Origin of the sequence: Paenibacillus marchantiae, assembly GCF_028771845.1 — a bacterium.
In the GTDB taxonomy this organism is placed as follows: Bacteria; Bacillota; Bacilli; order Paenibacillales; family Paenibacillaceae; genus Paenibacillus; species Paenibacillus marchantiae.
In genome coordinates, this window is sequence record NZ_CP118270.1 from 1,529,949 (window position 1) to 1,552,990 (window position 23,042).

Genomic DNA, 23,042 nt, shown 5'->3' on the forward strand with positions numbered 1-23,042 from the left:
AAGATTCGAATCCTCTCCTTCCAATCGTTTCATGGATAACCAGCTTATGAGATATTGTAAACGATCTCGCAGAGAGGGTCAAAACGAGGCGTGAGCATCATTTTCTATTTCCCTAACAAAAATAATGCAATTTCGATTCATTTTAGTATCCATACATAATATTTTTACTACGTTTGTCCGATAAAAAAGGGGTGAAGATGATGATGGGGGATATTTAAATGAAGAAAAGGATTCGCAATTGGTTTACATTAACGGTTAAGAAACGTCTGATCGCTTCGTTGCTCTTGTTCTTGATTGTACCGAGCATTAGCGTGGGATGGTTGTCTTATTTAAAAGCAGCAGACCAGGTCAGGGAAGAAATCATTCTTTCTGCACAGGCCAAAACGGAAATGCTCAGTCTGCAGATTACTCAAATGCTGGATATGGAGAAGGATAACGCAGCGCAGTTTGCAGCGGGTATTACTTCAACAGATATTATCAATAAATCACCAGCTGTTCAGAGACAAATGGATCGTATGTCCAAAGCTCACAAAGAACTGGGTGTAATAACAGCAGGTGCTGAAGATGGCAGCTGGATGAAATCCCCTGACCCCGGACAACAAATCTACGATCCACGGGAACGCAGCTGGTATACGATGGGTATGTCACAGGATGAACCAATTATCTCGGACACGTTCCAGTCGGTAACCACGGGTGAATGGGTTGTCACCGCAGCTGCCAAGCTGGCCGATGGTAAAGGGGTAATTGGAGCCAATGTAAGTCTCAATTATTTGAAAGATTCCGTTGATAAGATACATATTGGTGAAAAGGGAAAACTGTATATGCTGGATAACGGCGGGAAGTTCCTGTTCCATTACAATATCGAATCCGGTGTGCAGTCCAATGAGAGCTACATTAATGAGATGTATAAAAAAGATCAAGGAACTGTAAAGTACACGTATGATGGACAAGAATTGGAAGCCGTATTCTATACGAATCCAGAAACAGGCTGGAAAATTGTCGGTGAGATGGTTCCTTCTGAAGCAGCAGATGCGGTAAGACCGATCTTGATTCGTGCCTACACTCTGGTAGGGACCTCGTTGATTATTGGTATTATTCTGCTTGTGTTCATTATTCGCAGTATACACCGTCCATTGTTGCAACTAACGCAAGCAGCATCCAAAGTAAGCGCGGGTGATCTGACAGTTCGTGTAGGTTTACAGCGCCGTGACGAGTTTGGACAACTCGGGGCAAGCTTCGATACCATGACATCTTCGCTACGTAACGTTCTTGGCGAAGTGCATGATACATCAAGCCAGCTAGCGGCATCCTCTGAGGAGCTGATGGCGAGTTCTGAACAGACATCCAGAGCAACGGAACAGGTTGCCGAATTGATGCAGGATGCAGCGGCAGGAACGAACAAACAAAACGCCAGCCTTGCTGCAACGGGCCAACTCGTCGGTGAAATGTCTATAGGTGTCAAAGAAATCTCATCGAGTGCTGAAGACACGGCTCGTATAGCTGTAGAAGCATCTACTAAGTCCGAAGCGGGTATGGTTACGGTGGAAGAGGCGGTTGCTCATATTCAGAAGGTGAATAATGAGAGTGAGGCCATGGCTGCTGTCATTCAGGATCTTCGAGCGAAAAATGAAGAGATTGTTGAGATTGTGGCCGAGATTACCAACATCGCCAAACAGACCAATATCCTTGCCTTGAACGCATCCATTGAAGCTTCAAGAGCAGGTGAACAAGGTCGAGGCTTTGCTGTCGTTGCCAATGAAGTAAAATCGCTAGCCAACAATTCGGGCAGTGCAGCTGAACGTATTAATGAACTTATGCGTGAGATGCAAGAGAAAACGAATGCGGTACAGTCTACCTTTGCCCGTACAGGAGAAGGCATGATTAAAGGTACGCAAATGATTACGGAGGCGGGAGAGGCCTTCCAAAATATCCGTAGCGCCGTGCAGTTGGTTGCTGCACAAGCTGGAGAAGTGTCGGCAGCTTCCCGTCAGATTGATGGAGGCATGAGTCATGTGTCCAAGGAAGTGAACGCCACCATTGAATTATCCAATCAAATTGCCTCAGGAACCGAAGATGGTTCAGCTGCTGCGCAGGAGCAGCTGGCTACGATGGAAGAGGTTGCAGCTTCTTCTGCGGCATTGTCTCGCATGGCTGAAGATCTGCAAAGCCTGATTGAGAAATTCAAGTTATAGTTCAATAGCATTTCTCGAAGGAGACTGTGGGGGTGAAACCCTTCAGTCTTTTTCTCGTTGGTGATTTATCGTTAATCAATGGTTTATGAACGCTCGGAACGGATCTGTTCTGTAAAAGTGAATCTGTCTCTCCCTGAATGTCTTATCCTGTGATATATTTCTAAATTAAAAGTAATCCGCAAGATGTGGATGACATGGAGAGGGGATGAACCGGATTTGGATAAATCCATACCACTGACATCCGGGCCCGCAAATACCGAAGAGGTGTTGGATGATGCTTCATTTATGCAAGGGGTTAAGGACTGTATTCCAACACTGCTTGGATATTTAAGTATTGGGTTTGCAGCAGGTGTCATTGAAATAACGGCAGGCTTAAGTTTGGCGGAAACGGCTCTGCTCAGTCTGATTGTATACGCTGGATCGGCTCAGTTTATTGCCGCAGGCATGCTTGCCTCGAGTGGTTCAGCGACTGCTATCATTTTCACCATATTCTTCGTGAATCTTCGCCATCTGCTGCTGAGTGCAGCCGTATCACCGTACTTTCGTCATCTGACGCCGCTTAAAAATATGTGGATCGGCTCGCTGCTTACCGACGAGTCCTTTGGCGTGGCGATGACGCGAGCGATTGGCCGGAAAACGTTGAGTGAGCGCTGGATGCACGGTCTGAACATTACAGCATACCTGAATTGGTTTGTGGCGAATATGGCGGGGGCTTACTTTGGACGCTGGATAACCAATCCCGAGCGGCTCGGACTTGATTTTGCCCTGCCTGCAATGTTTATTGGTCTGGTTGTGCTTCAGCTGATGCAGCGCAAAAATAAAAAATTACACATCAATGTGGCGATCATCGCCGTTGTCTGTGTAATCTTCGCCAGCATGGCTTCACTTGGCAGCATGAGTGTCATTGTGGCTGCGGTCATTGCGGCAACGATGGGAGTAGTGATGGAACGATGGAAGTAAGATGGGATGTATTCTGGATTATAATGGGTTCGGCTTTGTTAACGTTCATCCCGCGCGTATTGCCGCTCATGCTGTTCAGTAAAATACAGATTCCGATGTGGCTGTTACGCTGGCTTGAATATGTACCCGTGGCGGTCATGGCGGCACTGATTGGTCAGGAACTGTTTATGGCGGACAACCAGTTGTTGCCGATTACACATAATCCAGCTTTGTGGGCAGCACTGCCTACGATTGCTGTAGCCATCTGGACACGAAGTCTGCTCGGAACCGTACTTGTCGGTATTGTTGCAATGATGATTTTGCGGTACTTGATGGGATAATATACGGGGCCTTTATTGGATCAGGTAAATCCTTCGCTCTAACGGTTAATAATGTTCTATAGGATCGTAATAGAGCGAAGGGAGCTAAATCCATGAGCAACTCGAAGCACAGAATATTGATTACGGGAGCAGCGGGAATCATTGGTCGCAGTCTGCTGGAGGGACTGAGGGGAAAGGGCAAGTATGACATTGTGGCTGCCGATCTTCATGATGATCCTCAAGCAGGAATTGTAGCGATGGATGTGACTGACGGAGAACGACTGAAAGAGCTGATGCAGGGTGTTCAGACGGTGCTGCATATTGCATGGGCCAAGGATGAAGAAGACTTTCTGGGCAAAGTCCTGCCAATCAACGTTACAGGGGCCTACCATGTGTATGAAGCTGCACGGTTGAACGGTGTACAGCGGGTTATTTTTGCGAGTTCAAATCATGCGACAGGATTTTATCCAACAGGTGAGGATATCGAAGTGGATGATCCATATCGGCCAGATAGTCTCTATGGGCTCAGTAAATGTTATATAGAGCTGCTTGGCAGATATTACGTGGATAAATATGATTTGTCGTCATTCAATATTCGAATTGGCAACTTCTCGGGCGATGCACATCCGCATTCTGAGCGTTCCGCACACATTTGGATATCACCAAGAGATATGGTACAGCTTGCCGAGTGCTGCATTGAGGCGGATTCGAGCATGAAATACGTTAATCTATATGGAACTTCAGCGAATACGGACAATTATTATGATATTGGATATCTGGAACAGATGATTGGGTACCGCCCGGAGGACGATGCAGCAGAGCTATGGGAAGAAGCGAAACGTAAGGGAACGCCGGATAAGCAGGATGAGACGGAATATCAGGGCGGAGGATATGTCGCGAAGGACCCGAAATCCTGAAATCCTGAAATCTTAAAGACCTGCAACGTCTCAAGACGTGGAGAACTACGGGTGACTTTGTAGGAAGTACAATGCGGAGAGTTAACTGAAAAGTACCGTTCTGAAAACGCTATTTTCTATTGCGTCCGAAAGGGATAAAATGGAGACTGCAGGGTTGAGGTTTTCATTTTACATACAGGAAGGAACGGTTTTGATTATGAGTACACATTCATCCGTTATACTTTTTCAGGGAGATTCCATTACAGACGGCGGAAGATCGCGCAATGACGATCCGAATCATTTTCTCGGGCATGGCTATGCTTATCTGATCTCAAGCAAACTGGGTGTGGAACTGGCAGCCAAACAGCCAACGTTCTACAACAGAGGAATTAGCGGGGACCGCGCTTCTGATCTTTATGCACGTTGGAACGAGGATACCTTTAGTCTGAAGCCGGATCTGATTAGCATTCTAATTGGTGTTAATGATGCATGGCGTACCATGAATGGCGAACCTAGTGGAGTGACGGATCGTCTTGGACGTGCATATCGTCATTTGCTGGAGGAAACACGGGAAGTAATGCCGAATACCGGGCTGATTTTAATGGAGCCGTTCATTCTTAAAACGGGAGCTACAGTGGAGCTTTGGGATACTTGGCAGGCGCGTATCGGGCAGTATCAAAATCTGGTCCGTGAACTCGCAAGTGAGTTCGGGGCGGTCTGGGTACCTTTGCAGCAAACGTTCAACGATGCTCTCGAACAAGCTGACGCAGCCTACTGGTTATGGGATGGTGTGCATCCAACCGCAGCGGGTCATGAGCTGATTGCCCGTCAATGGCTGTCCGTTGTACAGAATTCTCCACTTGCGATTGGTTAATAGAATTAGAAATATCCAGTTTGAGCTAAAAAGCTGAATGCAACGAGGAACCCTGAGGGGTTCTTCGTTTTTTTATATTGGGACAGGAATTCTGTGGTTAATTTGGTTGGATATGATGGATAACTCTTCAAATGTACAGCATTATCCGGTAAAATGAAATCGGTTACATATAATGAAGGTTTCGTATTCCATATAGATTAGGGTGAATTCAATGGAAAACACCAATCAAAGTAAAGTCAGCTCCATCTGCATCCCGGATTCTACGGTCATTCAGCAGGCAGTACATCGGATGGTACGAGACAGAAATAGGAGTCAGCAGCTTCTGCTTGCTTCAGCAGCACCCTCAATCTGCTCTATCAATGCCATTGGAAAGGCATTATTGCAACCAGAGCTAGCTTCTTTTTACACAGATCTGAGCAGCTATGGGGAACGTGCTCTGAACGAAAGCTTGCCTTCGCTGTCATTCGGTCTTTATCGGAAGTTTGGGGATATAGGGGAACGAAAGTTGTATGAGGATGCGTACTTTGAACGCAGGGGAAATCTGGCGGCAATAGCGCTGCTTGCAGTGGATTCGAATGCGCCGAGATGGATAGAGACATTGGAAGATATGTTGTGGGATGTGTGTGGTGAGTATACATGGTGTTTGCCTGCACATTTGGGTTCGGGGGGAGTGGAACAGGTCAACGGTAATATTGATCTGTTTGCCGCGGAGACGGTACATATGCTGGCCGAAATCGTGACGATTCACGCGGATCGATTGGACGCACGTATCATCCAGCGGATTAGGGCTGAGGCCGAGCGGCGCATCTTCACACCGCTCTATCGGGAACAACGTACCTATCACTGGCAAGATGCAGAGCATAACTGGTCTGCTGTGTGCAGCGGATGCTGTGGCATGGCTGGACTATTACTGCTGGAGGAAGAAGCGATTCTGACGGAATCGGTTGGTCAGGCGATTCGATCCATGCAGGCATTTCTGAGTGGATATGGCATGGATGGTGGCTGTGCAGAAGGCATTGGTTACTGGGTGTATGGGTTCGGCTATTTCGTCTATTATGCCGACATGCTACGCGAATACAGTAAAGGTGAGTTGGATCTGCTGAATGGTTCAAAGATAGCGGCGATAGCAGCCTTCCCACTGCGGGTTCATCTGTCGGGGGGAACCTTCGTGAATTATTCGGATAGTGCGGAGCAGCAAGAGATTCCTTCGGGCTTGCTTTCACTTCTGGCATCTCGTTTCGGTATACAGATCGATCTGCCGTTTCATATTCCTTTGTTTACCGATGATCCCTGTCATCGTTGGGCTCACCTGCTGCGCAACGTGATGTGGAGCAGTCCGGCAATGTACCTGCAAGAAGCGGGGGGTGTTCCGGCGGAACGAGGGATTATTTTGGAAGATTTAGGCTGGATGATTGCGAAGGGAGCACTTGATTCTCCAAGCGCTGAACTTACCGGAGATAAACCTCTCGCTGTTGCTTTTTCCGTCAAGGCGGGGCATAACGATGAACCCCATAACCATAATGATCTGGGGCAATTTATGATTCATTGTGGTGGCGAAAACATTCTTTGTGATCCGGGAGCAGGGCTGTATACACAAGCCTATTTTGCTCCGGGCAGAGAGCGGTTGTTCCACATTAGTTCGGCCGGGCATAGCGTGCCGCGGATTGAGGGGAAGGAGCAGAGCTCAGGGCGCGAGGCGCAAGCACAGATTCTTGAGGCGACGGTTTCGGACGATGACCGTACACTGGATGCCTGCTTGGAACTGACAGCAGCTTATCCTGAAGCAACTTCGCTCGCTCGTTATACACGCCAGCTGCATTGGAGCGGTTCTGCTAATGATGCCGGGAGCGTAGCAGAACTGCGTCTGAAGGATCGATTTCAATGGAAAAACAGAGCGGCGTCTTCATCAAGCACGTTAAATTCGGTGGGCGAATTGAATCGGTCGAATGTGACGGAACGGTTTATGAGCAGAAAGGTACCTGAGATCGTACATGAGGGGCAGATTCAATGGCATGGCGAACGAGCAACGGTCTGTATGACGTATGATGCAAACCAATGGCAGGCTGACATAGAGATCATTAATACGGTGGATCATGACAATGTGCCAGTTACATTCTATCGGACATCACTTGAATGGCGAGAGCAGTCGGATAACTCCAGTGCGGGAAGTGATGAAACCGATCTGCTGGAGACGATGTGTGAGCTGAAATTCACGATTGAACCAAAGTGAAAGATGGAGGTGAGCATACGTGAGTAAGTATACAGCCGCATCAACGTATCCATGGAGAGATGCTCTCGAAAATTATCGTACACTGGCGGAAAAGGCGGGGCCTGCCCCATCAGATGGTTGGAATCAGGCTCGCAAATTGGCCCTTGTGGAGAGTGTTGTTCGGGCTTATACACCTTACCAGGACAGTAGTGGCGCCATTATTGATCCGTTCTCGGAGGCCGAGCGATATTATTCCACACCAGCATATGCAATGGCTGCATCGGTTCTTGTTCAAGCGGGACATATGGACCTGCTTGCTTCGGCCGCATCGGCCCTGTCACACAGTATAGATGTTGTTGTGAAGGGTTGTGCACCGGATCATCACCCGGACTTTTTCCCCGTGTTGATGATGAGAGCTTACATCCTGTTGAAGCCGCATATGCCTGAGCAAGCAAAGGTCTGGGCAGAGGCTCTTAAGAAGATACAGCCAGAACAAGATTATGTTTTTACAATGAGAAAAATGAACAATCCCAATCGCATGATTAACTGGAACGCCATCATGATCTCGGGAGAATATCTGCGCTTGAGGGAACATCTCGCCAGTGAGGGTACGGATTGGATGGACCGTTATCTGAATCTGTATCATCTGCCACGATTTACGGCGCTTGGACTATATCAGGACGGGCCGCTGGATCGACCCAATTGTCCATTTTCCTATGATATTGCAACGCGCTATCATCTGGATGTCATGCTTGAAGCGGGTTATGAGGGGGCCTGCGCTGGTGAGTTAAAGGAACAATTACGTCATGGTGCATTCAGTACACTGCTTACACTGTCACCGCTGGGGGAGATTCCTCCGCGTGGACGCAGCTCCCAACATCAATGGAATGAAGCGGCTGCAGCCTACGTATGTTCTGTCCATGCAACACAGGCTTTACAGACTGGAGATCGGGTGATGGCTGGAGCGTTCGCTCGTGCGGCCAATCGGTGTTTCGAAGCTGTGGAGCGTTGGAAGATGGAAGATGGGCGTCTGAAAATTGTTCGGAACGAGTATGCGCCTGATGCACGTCATGGCTACGAAATCTATACGAATCATACGGGTTATAATCTGTGGACGGCAGCAGCGCTGGCCCATGCCTGCCTTAGCGATCCTGGTGAAGATGTAACGGAAATATACCTTCCTTCCGAGTTAGGCAACCGGGTGTTGCAGACCGATGGATGGTTTGAAACGATCATTGCCTCGGTACCAGGTCAACAAATGATTCTGCATACAGCTATGAATGATCCATACACGGTTCCCGGTCTCGTGCGCATACAACAGGCGGGATTGTCAGGGCTGATCGGTCCATCCGCTGCTGGACATGCGCAATCTGGATTCACAGAGTTTGCGGAAGGGGAAGTTAGTCCGCTGAGCTATTGTCCTGTCTGGAAGACGGCAGATGGGAACTGGCACAGTCTTGCCGAGGGCATTCCGTCAGGTGCTGATTATGACCGGGATGCCGGGATTAATCCTGCCGATGGCGGAGGTTCGATTTTGCTTGAAACGGTAGATCGAGAGGTCCGAGATGATTCAGCCTCCCCAGAGGAAAATGACGGGAAGCATCAGGAACAGGCCAATGCATTTACAGTGACATGGCTCGGCCCACTAATCGGACTCGATTCACTGCGCACCCGTTATGTACAGCAGGCTGATTTACTTACTGTGACATATGAATTCGACGGTGAGCTTGAGGCTGTCGGAGCACTCATTCCATTGATGTTCAGTGACGGCCGCGAGCAGGCTGTCATCACTCATTCCAAGCAGGCTGTGCGCAGCGAGTACCGGGGAGCTTATGTGGAATCCACTGTGCTGGATGAAGGAGCCATCATTCAGCTCAAACCACAGCCGGTGGCATCACGCAATGGGCTGCTGAAGGAAGCACGAATGGAAGTGAGCGGCGTGCGAATTATAACGTTTACGATCAGATTGGGTGTAGTGACATGAGTCTGTTCCGATATCTATATCAGGTCAGATGCGTGGGCATGGATTCTTAATTGGAGATATATCGCAATGATATTGGGGAAGAGCTACGGAAGATGTGTTGTGTTAGAGCTGGATGTAATAAAAAGAGGTAGGTATCGATTAGAGGAGGCATAGGTTTATGAATACATCAACATCCGTGAAATGGCTGGAGGAAGCATGGCGGCAAGGAGCGGCCAAAACGATTCGCAACGCGAAGCGCATCAAGGATACATTTCCGCACACTGCCCCGCAGGGCATATATGACCGGAATGATCCCGAATGGTGGACCGCCGGCTTCTGGCCGGGGTTGTTATGGCTTGTCTATGGCGAGTCGCCGGAAGACGAAGCTGTCGCTCCGTTATCCCGCATTGCCGAAAGTTGTGAGCGGCAATTGGAAGGTTGTCTGCGTGATCCCGAATCGGTGGATCACGATCTCGGGTTCATCTGGCTGCTTAGTGGCGTAGCCAACTACCGCCAGACCGGCAGCGCAGATGGCCGGCGGCGAGGAATGCTCGCCGCCAATCTGCTCGCTGCCCGCTTTAACGTGCGCGGTGAATTCATCCGCGCCTGGAACTTCAGCTCGTCAACCATGGATACGCGCGGCGTAGCCATCATTGACAGCATGATGAACCTGCCGCTGCTCTACTGGGCTTCCGAGCAGAGCGGCGACCCACGCTTCCGCTGCCTGGCGGAAGCGCATGCGGACACCGTGGCGCGCGAATTCGTCCGCGCTGACGGGTCCATCTGCCATGTGGTGGAGTTCGATCCACTCACGGGGCAGAAGCTGCAGGAGCATGGCGGGCAGGGCCATGCGCCAGGTTCCGCCTGGGCGCGGGGTACCGCCTGGTCGTTGCACGGGTTTGCGCTGTCTTTCCGGTATACGGGCGAAGCCCGCTATCTGGAGACAGCGGAGCGGGCGGCCGATTTCTTCCTCGCCATGCTTGGCGAAGAGATCGTGCCGGTGTGGGATTTCCGCGCACCTGCCGAGCATCAGGTGGCGTGGGACTCGTCCGCTTCGGCGATTGCCGCAAGCGGCCTGTTGGAGCTGGCGAAGCTGTCGCCGCGCGGCGAGGAATATGCAGCCGCGGCAGAGCGTATCCTCCGCGGGCTGCATGAGAACTACAGCTCCGGTGAGACGGCAGCGGAAGAAGGTCTAATTATGCAGGGCACGGTGCATTATCCAGAGGGTCGTGGCTTGAATGTGCCGATTATATACGGCGATTATTTCTATATGGAGGCGCTGGCGAAGCTGCGTGGCCGCCCGGGTTTATTTTAGAGAAACGAGAATCAGGGAATCAGGAATGTCACACTTCAAGCGGCGAGTATGCGTGAGTTGCATGAGTAGGCGACCCACCATACAGCCGTTCGAGTGTGCCTGCCTCCTAGTGGGAAAGGGTATTCCTGTCTTGGAGGCGGAGCACACCCTTGGTCTCAGACCGATTTATTTTCGATGCCGGGTGTGCGTCTTAAGATGACAAAGTCGGCCGAGGACTGGTCGGGATATCGCTGAGGAATAATTTCATGTACTTTGAATTCGGGATAGTCGAACAGATAGTCAAAAATATTTCGGTCCTGAATGGTGCTAACTCCTGGATTACCGTTTTCTTTCAAACGAGTGTACAACACAACCCACCCTGACGAAGAGTGCAGAATGTCGTAGAGTGTATTGCGAAAATCCGTTTCATCCGTAATATGATAGAGCACATCCAGACACACGGTGAGATCAGCTTGAAGGAAACCGCGGTTAATCCACAGACCTGGTGTATATAACATGAAACTCTTGGAGGTATCGTTAGCAAACTTGGAGGCGCATAGACGCACCGACGAGCCGGCTACATCGACACCTAGATACGTATTATAGTTCATATATTGCAGTTGATTGCCATCCCCGCATCCAAATTCAATGACGCTGGAAATACCCTCACGCTGAATCAGTCCATTTACGACCTCTGCCTTGAATTCAGCCAGTACGCCATACGAACCCCTTCCGGATGTCTCGCCTGAGCTATACGTTTGTTCCCAATATCCTTTGTAGTCAAAAGGCTGACTCATGTTTCTCCCCCGATCATATAAATGAATTCAAAATAGTGACTATACATAGGTTATGCGTAATATTTGCAGGTATGAATCAATTGGAAATCGATAGTTCGGATGAATGAATTCCACGAAATCCCCTGAAAATTCCCTGAAAGTCTAAACATCTGGAAAGAACTTGCCGACATTAAACTAAGGAACAAAATGAAAAGAATCGGGGGGAAATGATGTTAAAGCCAAGATTGACCAAGTACATGGTGATGATGCTGGTATTGGTGCTGAGTATTTCCAACGTAGGCTTGGCCGCTGCGGCAGATAAAGAACTGTCCAAAATTGTAGTTTCCAAAAATGAGCTGTCGCTCGAAGTGGGTGATTCCAGTTCGGTTACGGTGACAGGAGTATATACCGACAATACATCGGCTAACGTAACCATCAGTTCTTCCTGGAGTAGCAGTGATACTTCGATAGCGACTGTATATAATGGTGCCATTACTGCCAAAAAGGAAGGTACGGCAACCATTACAACGTCGTATCTGTCTCAGAGTCAAACGGTTCAGGTGAATGTAACCAAAAAGGTTAAAGCCCTTTCCAAAAACGTGCAGTCCCTGGACTTGCGCACAGGGGATAGCAAAGACATTATTTTGACAGCAACTTACAGTGATAATACGACGAATGCAGATGCATCCAAAGTAGCTGAATGGTCATCCGATGACGAGAAAGTGGCAACGGTTGTGAATGGTAAAGTTACTGGACAAAGCGCCGGTACAGCTGTCATCACAGGTAAAGTCGGCAGTCAAAGCGTGACTGTGGATGTTAATGTTGAGGTTGTTAAACGTGTGGATGTGGACAAGAAGCAGGTCAATCTGCTCTTGAACAAAAGCGAAACTGTAAAATTGACAGCCACCTATCCAGATGGCACAACCAAAGATGTAACGGATCTGGCAGAGTGGACGTCAAGTAATGAAAAAGTAGCAGATGTATTAAAAGGTGAAATTACAGGATACTCCGCAGGTTCTGCTAAGATTACAGCCAAATACGGAACGAAATCCGTATCCGTAGATGTGGATGTTGATCTGACAAGCAAACTGAGTGTGGAGAAACAGAGCATTTTCTTCCGTTTGAGCGAGTCCAATAAAACGGCAAATGTAGTATTGACTGCCTCTTACCCGAATAGCGCTGATGTAAATGTAACGGATCAAGCGACATGGACATCCAGCAACGAGAAGGTAGCGACGGTATTCAAGGGACAAGTTACAGCCATTGGTGCGGGTTCTACGACAATTAAGGCAACGTATAGCGGCAAAACAGTGGAAATCACGGTTGACGTTGATACAGCAAGATATCTGGATATTGCGGGTGTCGAAGATAAACTGGCTATGAGTGTTACAGGTGATAACAAAACCAAGAAACTGGTAGCCAATGCAGAATATATTGATGCAAGTACAGAAAACGTAACTTCCAAAGCAACTTGGACATCCAGCAATGCGGATGTTGTATATGTATCTGGCGGCGAGCTGATCGCCTATAAATCTGGAACAGCGACCATCACTGCGGCATACGGCGGCAAAACCGTTAAATTCACAGTGAATGTAGACGTTCCAGACAAGTATGAAATGGACAAGAAAAAAGGTTCTGTAGCCATTGGTGGTACATTATCTGTGAAAGTATTGGCCGTATACGGTGATACATCCAAAGACGTGTCCGAAGATGCGGATTGGAGCAGCAGCAGTGAGAAACTCGCTGAAGTGGACAGTAAAGGTGTCGTGACGGGTATTGTAACAGGTAAAGTAACCATCACAGCCAAAATTGAAGGTAAAACGTTAACTTTGCCTGTTGAAGTAGGCATGGCTAGTGGGCTGGAGGCAGATGTGAACTTTGTGGTGTTGTCCTCCAAGGAAACACAGCAAATCGTACTCACAGCAACGGATGAAGATGGCTTGACCAAGGACGTGTCATCCGATGCAACATGGAAATCAAGCAATTCCCGCGTAGCCGACGTGAAAAAAGGGGTTATCACTGCGAACAGCAGCGGTAAAGCCAATATCACGGCTGAATATGGTTCCAACAAAGTGACCATTCAGGTTGAAGTGGACGTTATTTCACGCATTGAAGCATCCGAACCGGCTCTTTCCCTGAAAACCGGTGATTCCGCAGATCTTACGGTTACCGCATATCTGAGCGATGGCAGTGAGCGTGATGTCACGGACAAAGCGGAATGGAAAACCAACAGCTACAAAGTAGCTCAGGTAACCAAAGGTAAAGTAAAAGCGACAGGTTCAGGTAAAGCAAAAATTACAGCGAAGTACGGCAGCAAGACGGTAACCATTGCAGTCGATGTAGATACACTGAAATATTTGCAAACCGATAAAGTAACCCTGACCATGAAGCCTGGTGACAAAGCAACTCTGGTTGCTACAGCAACGTATGCCGATGGCAGCGAAGCGAACGTATCCAAGCCGGCACTGTGGAAATCTTCCCGTATAGCGACAGCATCGGTGAAGGATGGAATAATCCAGGCCAATGGCAAGGGTAAGGCAACCATTACTGTAACTTACGCAGGTGTGAAAACCAAAGTAACTGTAGTCGTTGAAGCGAAATAATATCTTCAAGTACGAAGGTAAAACAAGCAATTTTATGTACGGTGATGACAGCTTAAATGCTGGCATCACCGTTTTTTAATGGGAAAAACACAAAAGAACTAACAATACAAAAAAGAAACGCCCCGGCACTTGTGCATATATCCATACTGGATATAAAAACACAATGTTCCAAGACGTTCCCCGAATCTAAATAATCAATGAATTACATCGTATGAGACAGAACCAGCGCACCGTATGCAAAAGCAATGACGATGAGGATGGCTGGATGCAGCTTGGTCTTGGTCATGACCCAAAGCGAGATCCCTGCAATGATCAATGTCTGCCAAATGCCGATGGAATTGGTGGATACCTGACCGAATTCCCATGTAAGTAAGATCATAAGTACAGCAATAACCGGTTGTACGAGCAACGTCATCCCTTTCACCTTTGGTGAAGTGCGATGCTTGTTCAGTAAACGAAGCAGCAGAATTAACGCGACAGCAGAAGGTACAACTGTGGCAAAACTGGCGATGAATGCGCCAAACCAGCCAGCTACCTGATAACCGACAAATGCGGCAATTTTGGTCGCGATTGGACCGGGAAGTGCATTGCCGATAGCGAGTACATCACCGAATTGCTCGGTGGTCATCCACTTGTAGTGGTTGACCACTTCCTCCTGCATTAACGGAATGGAGGCGGGGCCGCCCCCGTATCCCAAGATATTGGCTACAAAAAATCCCCAAAACAATTCCCACCATGTCTGAAGCATCGCTTAGGATACCCCCTTGTCGGAATCGCGTTTGGATTTGAAACGCTGGACCACATCCAGATGGAAGACGCCATATCCGAGGAAGACGGCAATCACAATACCGGGGTGAATATCCAGCAGCTGCAGCAGTACAAATGTAAGGACACCGAACAGGGCGGCAAAGGTTGTACCGAGTCCCTTCCATGCTTTCTTGGCGAATTCGTATGCCATCATGCCGAGCATGACAAAAATGACCGGGCGAACAGCTGCCACCATGCCTGCTACGATTTTCGATTCGCGCAGCGCGTACATGGAACCAAGCAGCGCAATGATGGCGATGCTCGTCGGCAAAATGTGGGCCAGGACCGACACAATAGCGCCCAGCACGCCCTTCGTTTTATACCCGAGATACGCGGCCATCTTGGTAGCAATGGGACCAGGCAGAGCGTTGGCAATGGCCAAAATCTCGCCAAACTCATCATCGCTCACCCACTTATAGCGGGTAACGGCTTCATAACGGATCAGCGGAATAACCGAGGGGCCGCCGCCATATCCCAAAATTCCGGTTCGTACCATCCCAATGACGAGACCGTTGTAATCTTTCCAACTCATGCTGATTTCCTCCTAGAGTCTCATGCCCATTCGGCTTTTATATCGTTTTAACAACAGCTGTGATTCTACCTTGACGATGCCTGGCATCTTGTAGAGCTTCTCCAGCAGGAACTGCTCCATCTCTTCCATATCTGCAAAAATTCCATGCATGTGCAGGGTACTCGGGCCTGTCATATGATAGAGGCTGGTTACTGCGGGTTCTTCGTCCAGTTTCGCGGCTACTTCATCCAGGAATAGCGGTTCTACATCGACATTGAAAAAGGCAGAGACCTGGAGTCCAACTTTGCCCGGATTAATAACCACGGTGAAGCGTTCAATGATTCCCTTTTCGGATAAGGCATTAATGCGGGCCTGAACGGCCACACGGGACAAACCGATCTGTGCACCCAGATCGGTGTAGGATATCCGGCTATTTTGGTGAAGGGCGGCAATGATTTTACGATCGATTGCATCCAGATTGTGCATTTGCGGGATTTCTCCACCTTTGGAGGAGCGTTTCTCTGACATGATTGACCATCCTTTTTTTTAACTATATAGAATAAAGAATTATGATAGAATCTACGTACAATTTGTATGCAGCATTCATATTTTAATGACGAATCGTAATTGGAGTCAATATATTTATTGTAAATGTTGAATTTATCCGATTCAAAGCTTTCATTTTGTCATTTTTACCAATCAGAGATGATGAATGGGAGCAGGATGCAGGCATGAATCGAAAAAGAGACTGTTCACGGAGCACATCCGTAAACAGTCTTCTATATAAAGTACAGGTTGAAGCGACTTAATGAAAAGTTTTGGGTAGACAAAAGGTAACTACAGTTCCTTCGCCAGGCTCCGAAGATACTACAAGTGTACCTCCGGCTCCACGAGCGCGCTCCTCCATGCTAAATAGACCAACACCGTTACCAGCCGTCGTACTGTTGAACCCTGCGCCTTGGTCCACGATCTTCACAACGGTTGCCTCTTCCGAATCTTCCACCGTCACATGTGCTTCTGACACATCGGCGTACTTGGCTACATTGGTTAACGCCTCCTGGATAATGCGGTACATGGCGATCTCTCGGTTCATCTCCAGCCGTTTTCGCAGATTACATTCCAGCTCCACTTCAATCCCGTAGTGCCGGGTATAGTTCTCGATATACGTGCGAATGGCCGGAACGACACCAAGGTCATCCAGTACGGAGGGTCTCAGCTCCCATGCCATGCCGCGTACATCCTCCATAATGCCCGTAACTTGTTTTCGCAGTGCTTCCACACCAGATTGAGGTTGGTCCACCAACAGACGATCCATCTGAATAACAAGAGAGAAGAGACTCTGTCCAATGCCGTCATGCAGCTCACGCGAGATGCGACGCCGCTCCTCTTCCTGAATGTTCATGACCTGGGTCATCATCGTCTGTATCTCAGCTTCGACCCGCTTCAACTTGGTTACCTCACTGCGAACAGCCAAATACTGATAGGGCTCACCATCGTTATCGAGAAAAGGCACAATCGTTGTATTCACCCAATAATGGCTGCCATCCCTGGCACGGTTACGAATCTCTCCGTTCCACACTCGTCCGGAAGAGATGGTTTCCCACAGGTTTTTCATAAAATTCTTGCCGTGATAACCCGAATTAATGATCCGATGATCCTGGCCGATCAATTCTTCCCGATTATATTGTGAAATTTCGCAGAACTTGTCGTTTACATACTGGATCTTTCCTTTGCGGTCCGTGAGGGCTACAATGGACGACTCATCCAAGGCAAACTTCAGATCACTGAGCTGATGCAGGGAACCTTTCAGTCTGCTGCGAAATTCAGTATCTGTAATGTGACTGTCGATTTCCTCTAATAACTGACGCACAGGCTGGTCGGCAAATCCGCTAAGTCTGTTTTTACGTGTGCTACTCAAAGTTCAGCAACCCCTTTTTCATCGCAAACTTCACCAGTTCCGGTCTGGTTCGAAGGCCGAGCTTCTCCATCAGATTGCTTTTGTGGGATTCAACCGTTTTGACACTGATCACCAGATGTTCAGCGATTTCCTTGTTGGCGTAACCCTTGGCAATCCAGGACAAAATCTCTTTCTCTCGTTCGGATAACGTGTCATACGGTCCAGCGTTCTCCTGCTTCGCTTTGTCCAGGTATTCACTCATCAGCCGCTTGGTCGCACTCGGGTATAGATAGGCGCTACCTTCTGCTACGGAACGAATAGCGGCAAGCAATTCTTCATGCGGTGCGCTCTTGAGAATATATCCGGATGCTCCCGCGTGGATGGCGCGGAACAGATATTCTTCATCGTCATGCATGGTCAGGATCAAAATGGAGACATCCGGCATCAATTTCTTCAATTCAGCAGTAGCGGTCAGACCGTCTTTGCCTGGCGGCATGCTGAAATCCATTAAGACCACATCCGGCTTCAGTTCTTGTGCTTTGGCAATAGCTTCATCCCCATCGGCCGCGTCTCCAACAATATGTATATCATTCTTTCCGTCGAGCAGGGCAATCAGCCCGGAGCGTACAACTACATGATCGTCGACAACTAATAATTGAATCACATCATTTTCCTCCTGTCCGGTTCCACAGTTCTTTCTTTATCATACCAAAAAAGAAAGCCATTCAGAGGTTAATCTCTGAATGGCTTCGATTCTCTGTAAGTCCGTGTTACTTCCTATAAGGAAATAACAAGACTTCTTAACGTATTACAGACAACTATCTTTATCCGTACACTTTTGGCTGCAGCTGTATAGCGACCTGCTCGGTCTGACGGACCATCTCTGGTGAGAACGTGCAGGGTAATCTGCTGCCAAGGAGCAACACGGCGCCAGGAACACTTCCTTGCTGGAACACAGGCACCGCTATGGCACATACCAACCGCTCCGCAAGCATTAACGGGCAACGGCCGGGTGTATGCTCACCGGTGGATTGTGCATCAGATAGAGCGGTGCGTCCAGTTCGAAGCGCTGTGCCAACCAGATCTTGTCCGGGACGCATCTCCATGCGTTTCACACGTTCGTTACTGGCGCCGGATGTATATTTCCAGCGCAGCATCGTGCCGGACAGACAGGCCAGTCCGCAAAAATCGCTGGAGGTACTCAGGCGCAGGCCGTCGATCATCTCCTGAATGCCAGATGGCAGTTCATCATGCATGAGAGGACACTTCCTTTTTTGGAATCATACCGTACGTTACGGTGTAATCAATATCGTTATCCTGTGGTCAGGGAACATCTTAAAATAAGGGTATTTCGCTGTTGTTTCTATTGTAGCCCCTTTCTTCCGTGTTGTAATTCAGGGAAAACCCCTATTTCCGTTCTGCAATTTGCTGATCCTGTGTATGGACAGGCATTGAGGCCAGGAATGGCAAGGCTTTTTTCGATTACGGAGTCGTGAAGGGATCTCGTAAGTGTGATTTATCTCACAGAAAATTCAGGGAGTTTCCCCGTGAGGTTCAGGTAATCCCCCGATAACCCCCACGCTATATTCGCGGTATGATGGATACATAAGGAAACACCGAGGGGGACGATGGTAATGGGTACGGTATTTACAGAAAGAACAACCCAGGCGACACAACAAGAACAGACAGAGGCGAGCAAGATGACACGGGAGACAGGTGGAATCCTTTCGTTCGTGACAGCTGAACAGTGGGGCTTGATCGAGGCGAAGATGCAGCCAAAACGGGTAAAGTCGGGGTACAGTCTCTTTCTGGAAGGCGATGAAGCCGGATACCTGTACTACATTCGCTCGGGAAGAGTGAAGCTGACCAAGTCGACTGAGGATGGGAAAGAAATCATTTTATCGATTCAGCAAACCGGGGATCTGATTGGAGAGTTTGGCGGTATAGGCGGATTGACTCACAGCTACAGTGCAGAGATGGCAGGCAAAGGGGAGCTGGGGATTATCTCGCTCAGCGACTTGGAAAGTGTGCTCAGCAAACATGGTGATCTTGCCTTGAAATTCCTGCAATGGATGGCCCTCGCCCAGCGTATCACCCAGTCGCGTTTCCGTGACCTCTTGCTCTATGGCAAGGCAGGTGCACTCGCATCGACGCTCATTCGTGCCAGCAACTCGTATGGCAGAATTACGCCGGATGGCATCGTGCTCGACATGAAGCTGAATCATACCGAATTATCGGAAATGATTGGTGCCACGCGGGAGAGTGTAACGCGTATGTTGGGAGCATGGAAGGAACAGGGGACGCTGGACACCATGGATGGAAAGCTGATGATTCGTGACCTGGCAGCCTTACGCTGTATGTGCGGATGTCCTACATTTCCAAGCTGCCCGGTAGAGCTGTGCCGATTGTAATGAAAGCAAGTTGAATAGTAGTTTTACCTTCGATGGCGATTGGGGTCGTTACGGAGAAATCAAAAAAGCTGATGTCCGATTTACTCGGGATCAGCTTTTTGGCGTGGTTAAAATGTTTTTTTGTTGTAGGCACGCTTAACGTTCAACATTCGCGCTTACATACTCCTTTGAAAGAATCGAATATAGACACGAATCATGATATTCCCCTTTGTAAAACCAATGCTCTCGCATCAGACCTTCACGCTGCATACCAATCTTCTGCATAACCTTCTCAGAAGCCTTGTTGTTCGGGCGGCATTTCGCATAAATACGGTGTACGCCAAGTGTATTGAAGCCAAAGCCAAGCATCGCTCGGGCTGCTTCGGCAGCGTACCCTTTTCCCTGATAAACGGGATTGAGCACATAACCGATTTCTGCGTTCGTCTTTTCGATGTGAAGGCCAACACCGCCGATCAGAATGCCCTCCTTTTTCAAGCATATCGCCAGTTCAAAACCCTCTCGTGGTTGTGTTTGCTGTGAATTTAGCACAAATTCCACATAATCTCGCGTATCTTCTTCCGTATTAGGTCCCCATGCCGTATGCTGAGTAACTTCTGTCATGGATGTGTAGCTATGTATACTTTCCCAGTCTGTCTCCAGAATATCCCGGATGATGAGTCGTTCGGTCTCCAATTGCATAGCTATTCCCTCCTATATAAAGTGAACTAAAGAATATTTACACTTGCCACTTCGATGACAGAACAACCTTCCGATCGCTGTTATCCCCAGATTTTTTTGATTCCCTTTTTAAAAGGAGAAAATCCGGGGATAAAGGCGAACGCTCCGCTTCTTCAGGTTTTTTCTGTCCTCTCCGTTTCTCGTGTAAATGTTTAGTTCAATTATATAGTAAAACAAAAATAGCCCAATAACCGATTCGTGTAAAGAATGGGTTACGAGCTATGTAAGTATAAGCATGCTATTGTGGTTGTTTACATTCAACTGCGGGATAAGTATAAGCCAGCTTGCGAATAATTTCCTTTTGCCATTTAGTGTCACCCAGGTTGGTTGCCAGGTTCAGAAGATCCAAATAATCGTCAAGCTGCAGATCAGCCTTTTGCAGAGTTGTATTCATTCGATGTTCGTTCCCCTTTATCTATAAAATCGTTAAGTCATGTACAGTAGGCAGAAGACTTGAGACAAGCTCAAGAATGATAATCATTATCACAGTTATATTATCATTATGCAATGAACGATGTCAAAATGCAATGCCAAGGCTCGAATGTACTCAACTTTTTTTCGAAAAAAGGCTCATCCACAGCACATAGGGAATGTACACACCCAGGTATGCAGACGGATAAAGAAACCATCCATTCAACAGGAAATGGTGAATTTCTGTAGTGAACGTTGTCATATGGGCATTCGTAGCGTACACATCTCCGGCAATGACAGTCGCCGCACTATAGAAGCAGAGCAGGGCAAGTACATGGAAAACACGGGTCACCATCCGAGAGCGAAGCGCAACAAAAACCATAATCAGTGGAACAATCAGTAGGAGCAGAAGAAAAAGAAACTTCATCATACAGGTCTCCTTTGGGATACTTTTGTTAACCAGTATGGGCAATTGGTGGAATTTCCAAAAGTTTTTTCAAACATTTTACAAAAAGAAAGAGGAATTCAGCATATGAACGATTAAATTAAAGGTGGATAACCCATTATCAGGTAATTACGAGGAGGAGAAGGCAAGTATGAAGAAAGCGATATGGCAGCATTGGATCGGGGCATTCCTGATCTTCATCATGATGGCGACGGCATTGCTTCAACCTGGTTCACAAGGTCCGGTACAGGCCGCTGCAGCACCTATTACGGTATCGCAGGCCATCGCTGCCCAGAGTGGCGGAGCAACGGCAACGGTGGAAGGATATATTGTTGGACATGCCACCGGTTCGCTTACAGCCAAGTTTACATCTCCTTACGCCAATGATTTTAACTTCCTGATTGCAGATTCAGCGACAGAGAAGACTAACGCGAAACTGCTCGACGTGCAGATTCCAGCGTCGTACCGCTCGCAATATGGACTGGCTACCAACCCGAATCTTGTGGGGCAGAAGGTTATCATAACCGGAACACTTGGCGCATATAACAGTTATGCCGGAGTTAAGAATCCTACCTCAATCGCACTCTCCTCTGGAACAACCAATCCTGATCCTGATCCAAGCACAACGCTGCCGGATGGTACAGGGAAGAAAGTATTATTCGATAACACGCATGCTCAGACAGCCGGGGCTGCGGACTGGGTTATTGATGGGGCATTTTCGGACTTTGCGAATGGTTTGCGAAACGCGGGCTTTACCGTGGATCAGCTGGATCGCAGCATCCCGTATACCTTCGGTGAGCAAGCCATCACCTTTAATAAATTGAAAGATTATGATGTCTTCGTTATCGGCGAAGCGAACGTGCCTTTCAAAGCGACAGAGCAGGCTGCACTGCTGCAATATGTACAGAATGGTGGCAGTGTCTTCTTCATTGCCGACCACTACAACGCAGACCGGAACAAAAACCGTTGGGATTCCTCCGAAGTATTCAACGGCTATCGCCGTGGTGCATTCTTGAATCCGGCCAAAGGCATGTCGTCAGCAGAAGCCGAGTCTCCAGCCATGCAAGGTGTGACCAGTTCCGACTGGTTGGCATCCAACTTCGGTATTCGTTTCCGCTACAACGCACTGGGAGATGTTAATGCAACCGATATCGTCGCACCTTCGCAGTCGTTCGGCATTACAACCGGCGTAAGCGCAGTAGCCATGCATGCTGGTTCCACGCTTGCCATTATTGACCCGAACAAAGCCAAAGGTCTGGTGTATGTACCTAGTGGGGTTTCCAAATGGGGCAACGCGGTAGATCAGGGCGTATACAATGGCGGCGGACGAGCTGAAGGAGCCTACGCAGCGATCGCCAAGATCGGAGGAGGTAAAGCAGCATTTATCGGCGACTCCTCACCTGTTGAGGATGCTACTCCAAAATATTTACGTGAAGAAACAGGTGCTGCCAAAACAACGTATGATGGCTTCAAAGAAGTGAATGACGGTGTATTCCTTGTGAATACAGTGAAATGGCTTGCAGTAAAAGAAAGCTACACAAGTCTGTCTCAGGTGTCTGGACTGACATTGGATACGCCGACAAGTCTGCTTGCAATTGAAGCGCCGGCTTCTTCCACCGAGCCGCAAACCGAACCATGGGCTACACCGGCTGCAGGCTACAAATGGTACGATCCTACAACGTTTAAGGCAGGATCGTACGGCAAAGCGCAGTAAGATTAGCAGTAAGGAAAATATACGGAAAATCGGCCTGTTCGCCACAATTGCGGACAGGCTTTA

Annotated in this window: 22 protein-coding genes; 11 read left to right on the forward strand and 11 right to left on the reverse strand. The window is 48.4% G+C overall.

The window, feature by feature from the left end; translation table 11 throughout:
* Positions 1 to 218 precede the first annotated feature (218 nt).
* The 8 genes from PTQ21_RS07055 (at position 219) to PTQ21_RS07090 (ending at position 10,708) form a co-directional block, all read left to right on the forward strand.
* The gene (locus tag PTQ21_RS07055) at positions 219 to 2,192 is read left to right on the forward strand and encodes a methyl-accepting chemotaxis protein (RefSeq protein ID WP_274569277.1); all 1,974 of its coding nucleotides are present in this window, start codon (positions 219 to 221) and stop codon (positions 2,190 to 2,192) included.
* Between the two features lie 285 nt (positions 2,193 to 2,477).
* Positions 2,478 to 3,152 carry an AzlC family ABC transporter permease gene (locus tag PTQ21_RS07060; RefSeq protein WP_274570459.1) on the forward strand — a complete coding sequence of 225 codons (675 nt, stop codon included), beginning with the start codon at positions 2,478 to 2,480 and terminating at the stop codon, positions 3,150 to 3,152.
* Positions 3,143 to 3,472 (forward strand): AzlD domain-containing protein, encoded by a 330-nt coding sequence (locus PTQ21_RS07065; protein WP_072734985.1) that lies wholly within the window; start codon positions 3,143 to 3,145, stop codon positions 3,470 to 3,472. The genes PTQ21_RS07060 and PTQ21_RS07065 overlap by 10 nt, the downstream gene beginning before the upstream one ends.
* A gap of 92 nt (positions 3,473 to 3,564) precedes the next feature.
* Positions 3,565 to 4,368, forward strand: a complete 804-nt coding sequence (locus PTQ21_RS07070; protein WP_274569278.1) for an NAD-dependent epimerase/dehydratase family protein — start codon at positions 3,565 to 3,567, stop codon at positions 4,366 to 4,368.
* A 196-nt stretch (positions 4,369 to 4,564) separates the two neighbouring features.
* Positions 4,565 to 5,221 (forward strand): SGNH/GDSL hydrolase family protein, encoded by a 657-nt coding sequence (locus PTQ21_RS07075; protein WP_090810392.1) that lies wholly within the window; start codon positions 4,565 to 4,567, stop codon positions 5,219 to 5,221.
* Between the two features lie 211 nt (positions 5,222 to 5,432).
* Complete coding sequence (locus PTQ21_RS07080; protein ID WP_274569279.1) at positions 5,433 to 7,451, forward strand: heparinase II/III domain-containing protein; 2,019 nt, start codon at positions 5,433 to 5,435, stop codon at positions 7,449 to 7,451.
* Positions 7,452 to 7,470: 19 nt separating this feature from the next.
* Complete coding sequence (locus tag PTQ21_RS07085) at positions 7,471 to 9,414, forward strand: glycosyl hydrolase (protein ID WP_274569280.1); 1,944 nt, start codon at positions 7,471 to 7,473, stop codon at positions 9,412 to 9,414.
* 157 nt (positions 9,415 to 9,571) lie between these two features.
* The gene (locus PTQ21_RS07090) at positions 9,572 to 10,708 is read left to right on the forward strand and encodes a glycoside hydrolase family 88 protein (RefSeq protein ID WP_274569281.1); all 1,137 of its coding nucleotides are present in this window, start codon (positions 9,572 to 9,574) and stop codon (positions 10,706 to 10,708) included.
* A gap of 155 nt (positions 10,709 to 10,863) precedes the next feature.
* Here PTQ21_RS07090 and PTQ21_RS07095 read toward each other — a convergent pair whose 3' ends face one another.
* On the reverse strand, positions 10,864 to 11,484 hold the full coding sequence (locus PTQ21_RS07095) for a methyltransferase domain-containing protein (protein WP_090810093.1): 621 nt from the start codon (positions 11,482 to 11,484) through the stop codon (positions 10,864 to 10,866).
* 236 nt (positions 11,485 to 11,720) lie between these two features.
* Between PTQ21_RS07095 and PTQ21_RS07100 the strand changes: the two genes are divergently transcribed.
* On the forward strand, positions 11,721 to 14,066 hold the full coding sequence (locus PTQ21_RS07100; protein WP_274569282.1) for an Ig-like domain-containing protein: 2,346 nt from the start codon (positions 11,721 to 11,723) through the stop codon (positions 14,064 to 14,066).
* Positions 14,067 to 14,268: 202 nt separating this feature from the next.
* Here PTQ21_RS07100 and PTQ21_RS07105 read toward each other — a convergent pair whose 3' ends face one another.
* The 6 genes from PTQ21_RS07105 to PTQ21_RS07130 form a co-directional block, all read right to left on the reverse strand.
* The gene (locus PTQ21_RS07105; RefSeq protein ID WP_053780063.1) at positions 14,269 to 14,814 is read right to left on the reverse strand and encodes a chromate efflux transporter ChrA; all 546 of its coding nucleotides are present in this window, start codon (positions 14,812 to 14,814) and stop codon (positions 14,269 to 14,271) included.
* A gap of 3 nt (positions 14,815 to 14,817) precedes the next feature.
* Positions 14,818 to 15,405 carry a chromate efflux transporter ChrB gene (locus PTQ21_RS07110; protein ID WP_274569284.1) on the reverse strand — a complete coding sequence of 196 codons (588 nt, stop codon included), beginning with the start codon at positions 15,403 to 15,405 and terminating at the stop codon, positions 14,818 to 14,820.
* A 12-nt stretch (positions 15,406 to 15,417) separates the two neighbouring features.
* On the reverse strand, positions 15,418 to 15,912 hold the full coding sequence (locus PTQ21_RS07115) for a chromate efflux transcriptional regulator ChrS (protein ID WP_063566298.1): 495 nt from the start codon (positions 15,910 to 15,912) through the stop codon (positions 15,418 to 15,420).
* A 277-nt stretch (positions 15,913 to 16,189) separates the two neighbouring features.
* Entirely contained in the window at positions 16,190 to 17,302 is a 1,113-nt protein-coding gene (locus PTQ21_RS07120) for a PAS domain-containing sensor histidine kinase (RefSeq protein WP_274569286.1), read from the reverse strand.
* On the reverse strand, positions 17,295 to 17,945 hold the full coding sequence (locus PTQ21_RS07125; protein WP_053780067.1) for a response regulator: 651 nt from the start codon (positions 17,943 to 17,945) through the stop codon (positions 17,295 to 17,297). Before PTQ21_RS07125 ends, PTQ21_RS07120 begins: the two co-directional genes overlap by 8 nt.
* A gap of 160 nt (positions 17,946 to 18,105) precedes the next feature.
* Positions 18,106 to 18,537 (reverse strand): GAF domain-containing protein, encoded by a 432-nt coding sequence (locus tag PTQ21_RS07130; RefSeq protein WP_072734976.1) that lies wholly within the window; start codon positions 18,535 to 18,537, stop codon positions 18,106 to 18,108.
* A gap of 378 nt (positions 18,538 to 18,915) precedes the next feature.
* On the opposite strand from PTQ21_RS07130, the gene PTQ21_RS07135 reads away from it, so the two are divergent.
* Positions 18,916 to 19,692, forward strand: a complete 777-nt coding sequence (locus tag PTQ21_RS07135) for a Crp/Fnr family transcriptional regulator (protein ID WP_274569287.1) — start codon at positions 18,916 to 18,918, stop codon at positions 19,690 to 19,692.
* Here the strand turns inward: PTQ21_RS07135 and PTQ21_RS07140 are convergent.
* From PTQ21_RS07140 to PTQ21_RS07155, 4 genes are all read right to left on the reverse strand, one after another.
* On the reverse strand, positions 19,652 to 19,825 hold the full coding sequence (locus PTQ21_RS07140; protein ID WP_274569288.1) for a hypothetical protein: 174 nt from the start codon (positions 19,823 to 19,825) through the stop codon (positions 19,652 to 19,654). The genes PTQ21_RS07135 and PTQ21_RS07140 overlap by 41 nt on opposite strands.
* Before the next feature lie 2 nt (positions 19,826 to 19,827).
* Positions 19,828 to 20,370 (reverse strand): GNAT family N-acetyltransferase, encoded by a 543-nt coding sequence (locus tag PTQ21_RS07145; protein ID WP_274569289.1) that lies wholly within the window; start codon positions 20,368 to 20,370, stop codon positions 19,828 to 19,830.
* Between the two features lie 277 nt (positions 20,371 to 20,647).
* Complete coding sequence (locus PTQ21_RS07150; protein ID WP_162842450.1) at positions 20,648 to 20,803, reverse strand: hypothetical protein; 156 nt, start codon at positions 20,801 to 20,803, stop codon at positions 20,648 to 20,650.
* 153 nt (positions 20,804 to 20,956) lie between these two features.
* On the reverse strand, positions 20,957 to 21,250 hold the full coding sequence (locus PTQ21_RS07155) for a hypothetical protein (RefSeq protein ID WP_157258621.1): 294 nt from the start codon (positions 21,248 to 21,250) through the stop codon (positions 20,957 to 20,959).
* Positions 21,251 to 21,467: 217 nt separating this feature from the next.
* Between PTQ21_RS07155 and PTQ21_RS07160 the strand changes: the two genes are divergently transcribed.
* Positions 21,468 to 22,979 carry a DUF6359 domain-containing protein gene (locus PTQ21_RS07160; protein ID WP_274570460.1) on the forward strand — a complete coding sequence of 504 codons (1,512 nt, stop codon included), beginning with the start codon at positions 21,468 to 21,470 and terminating at the stop codon, positions 22,977 to 22,979.
* The last annotated feature ends 63 nt before the right edge of the window (positions 22,980 to 23,042 follow it).

Excerpts from the sequence above, each read along its gene's own strand:
- PTQ21_RS07055 (WP_274569277.1), top strand. The coding sequence starts at position 219 with ATGAAGAAAAGGATTCGCAATTGGTTTACATTAACGGTTAAGAAACGT.
- PTQ21_RS07060 (WP_274570459.1), top strand. The coding sequence starts at position 2,478 with ATGCAAGGGGTTAAGGACTGTATTCCAACACTGCTTGGATATTTAAGT.
- PTQ21_RS07065 (WP_072734985.1), top strand. The coding sequence starts at position 3,143 with ATGGAAGTAAGATGGGATGTATTCTGGATTATAATGGGTTCGGCTTTG.
- PTQ21_RS07070 (WP_274569278.1), top strand. The coding sequence starts at position 3,565 with ATGAGCAACTCGAAGCACAGAATATTGATTACGGGAGCAGCGGGAATC.
- PTQ21_RS07075 (WP_090810392.1), top strand. The coding sequence starts at position 4,565 with ATGAGTACACATTCATCCGTTATACTTTTTCAGGGAGATTCCATTACA.
- PTQ21_RS07080 (WP_274569279.1), top strand. The coding sequence starts at position 5,433 with ATGGAAAACACCAATCAAAGTAAAGTCAGCTCCATCTGCATCCCGGAT.
- PTQ21_RS07090 (WP_274569281.1), top strand. The coding sequence starts at position 9,572 with ATGAATACATCAACATCCGTGAAATGGCTGGAGGAAGCATGGCGGCAA.
- PTQ21_RS07095 (WP_090810093.1), bottom strand. The coding sequence starts at position 11,484 with ATGAGTCAGCCTTTTGACTACAAAGGATATTGGGAACAAACGTATAGC.
- PTQ21_RS07100 (WP_274569282.1), top strand. The coding sequence starts at position 11,721 with ATGGTGATGATGCTGGTATTGGTGCTGAGTATTTCCAACGTAGGCTTG.
- PTQ21_RS07105 (WP_053780063.1), bottom strand. The coding sequence starts at position 14,814 with ATGCTTCAGACATGGTGGGAATTGTTTTGGGGATTTTTTGTAGCCAAT.
- PTQ21_RS07110 (WP_274569284.1), bottom strand. The coding sequence starts at position 15,405 with ATGAGTTGGAAAGATTACAACGGTCTCGTCATTGGGATGGTACGAACC.
- PTQ21_RS07115 (WP_063566298.1), bottom strand. The coding sequence starts at position 15,912 with ATGTCAGAGAAACGCTCCTCCAAAGGTGGAGAAATCCCGCAAATGCAC.
- PTQ21_RS07130 (WP_072734976.1), bottom strand. The coding sequence starts at position 18,537 with ATGCATGATGAACTGCCATCTGGCATTCAGGAGATGATCGACGGCCTG.
- PTQ21_RS07135 (WP_274569287.1), top strand. The coding sequence starts at position 18,916 with ATGGGTACGGTATTTACAGAAAGAACAACCCAGGCGACACAACAAGAA.
- PTQ21_RS07145 (WP_274569289.1), bottom strand. The coding sequence starts at position 20,370 with ATGCAATTGGAGACCGAACGACTCATCATCCGGGATATTCTGGAGACA.
- PTQ21_RS07150 (WP_162842450.1), bottom strand. The coding sequence starts at position 20,803 with ATGAATACAACTCTGCAAAAGGCTGATCTGCAGCTTGACGATTATTTG.
- PTQ21_RS07155 (WP_157258621.1), bottom strand. The coding sequence starts at position 21,250 with ATGATGAAGTTTCTTTTTCTTCTGCTCCTACTGATTGTTCCACTGATT.
- PTQ21_RS07160 (WP_274570460.1), top strand. The coding sequence starts at position 21,468 with ATGATGGCGACGGCATTGCTTCAACCTGGTTCACAAGGTCCGGTACAG.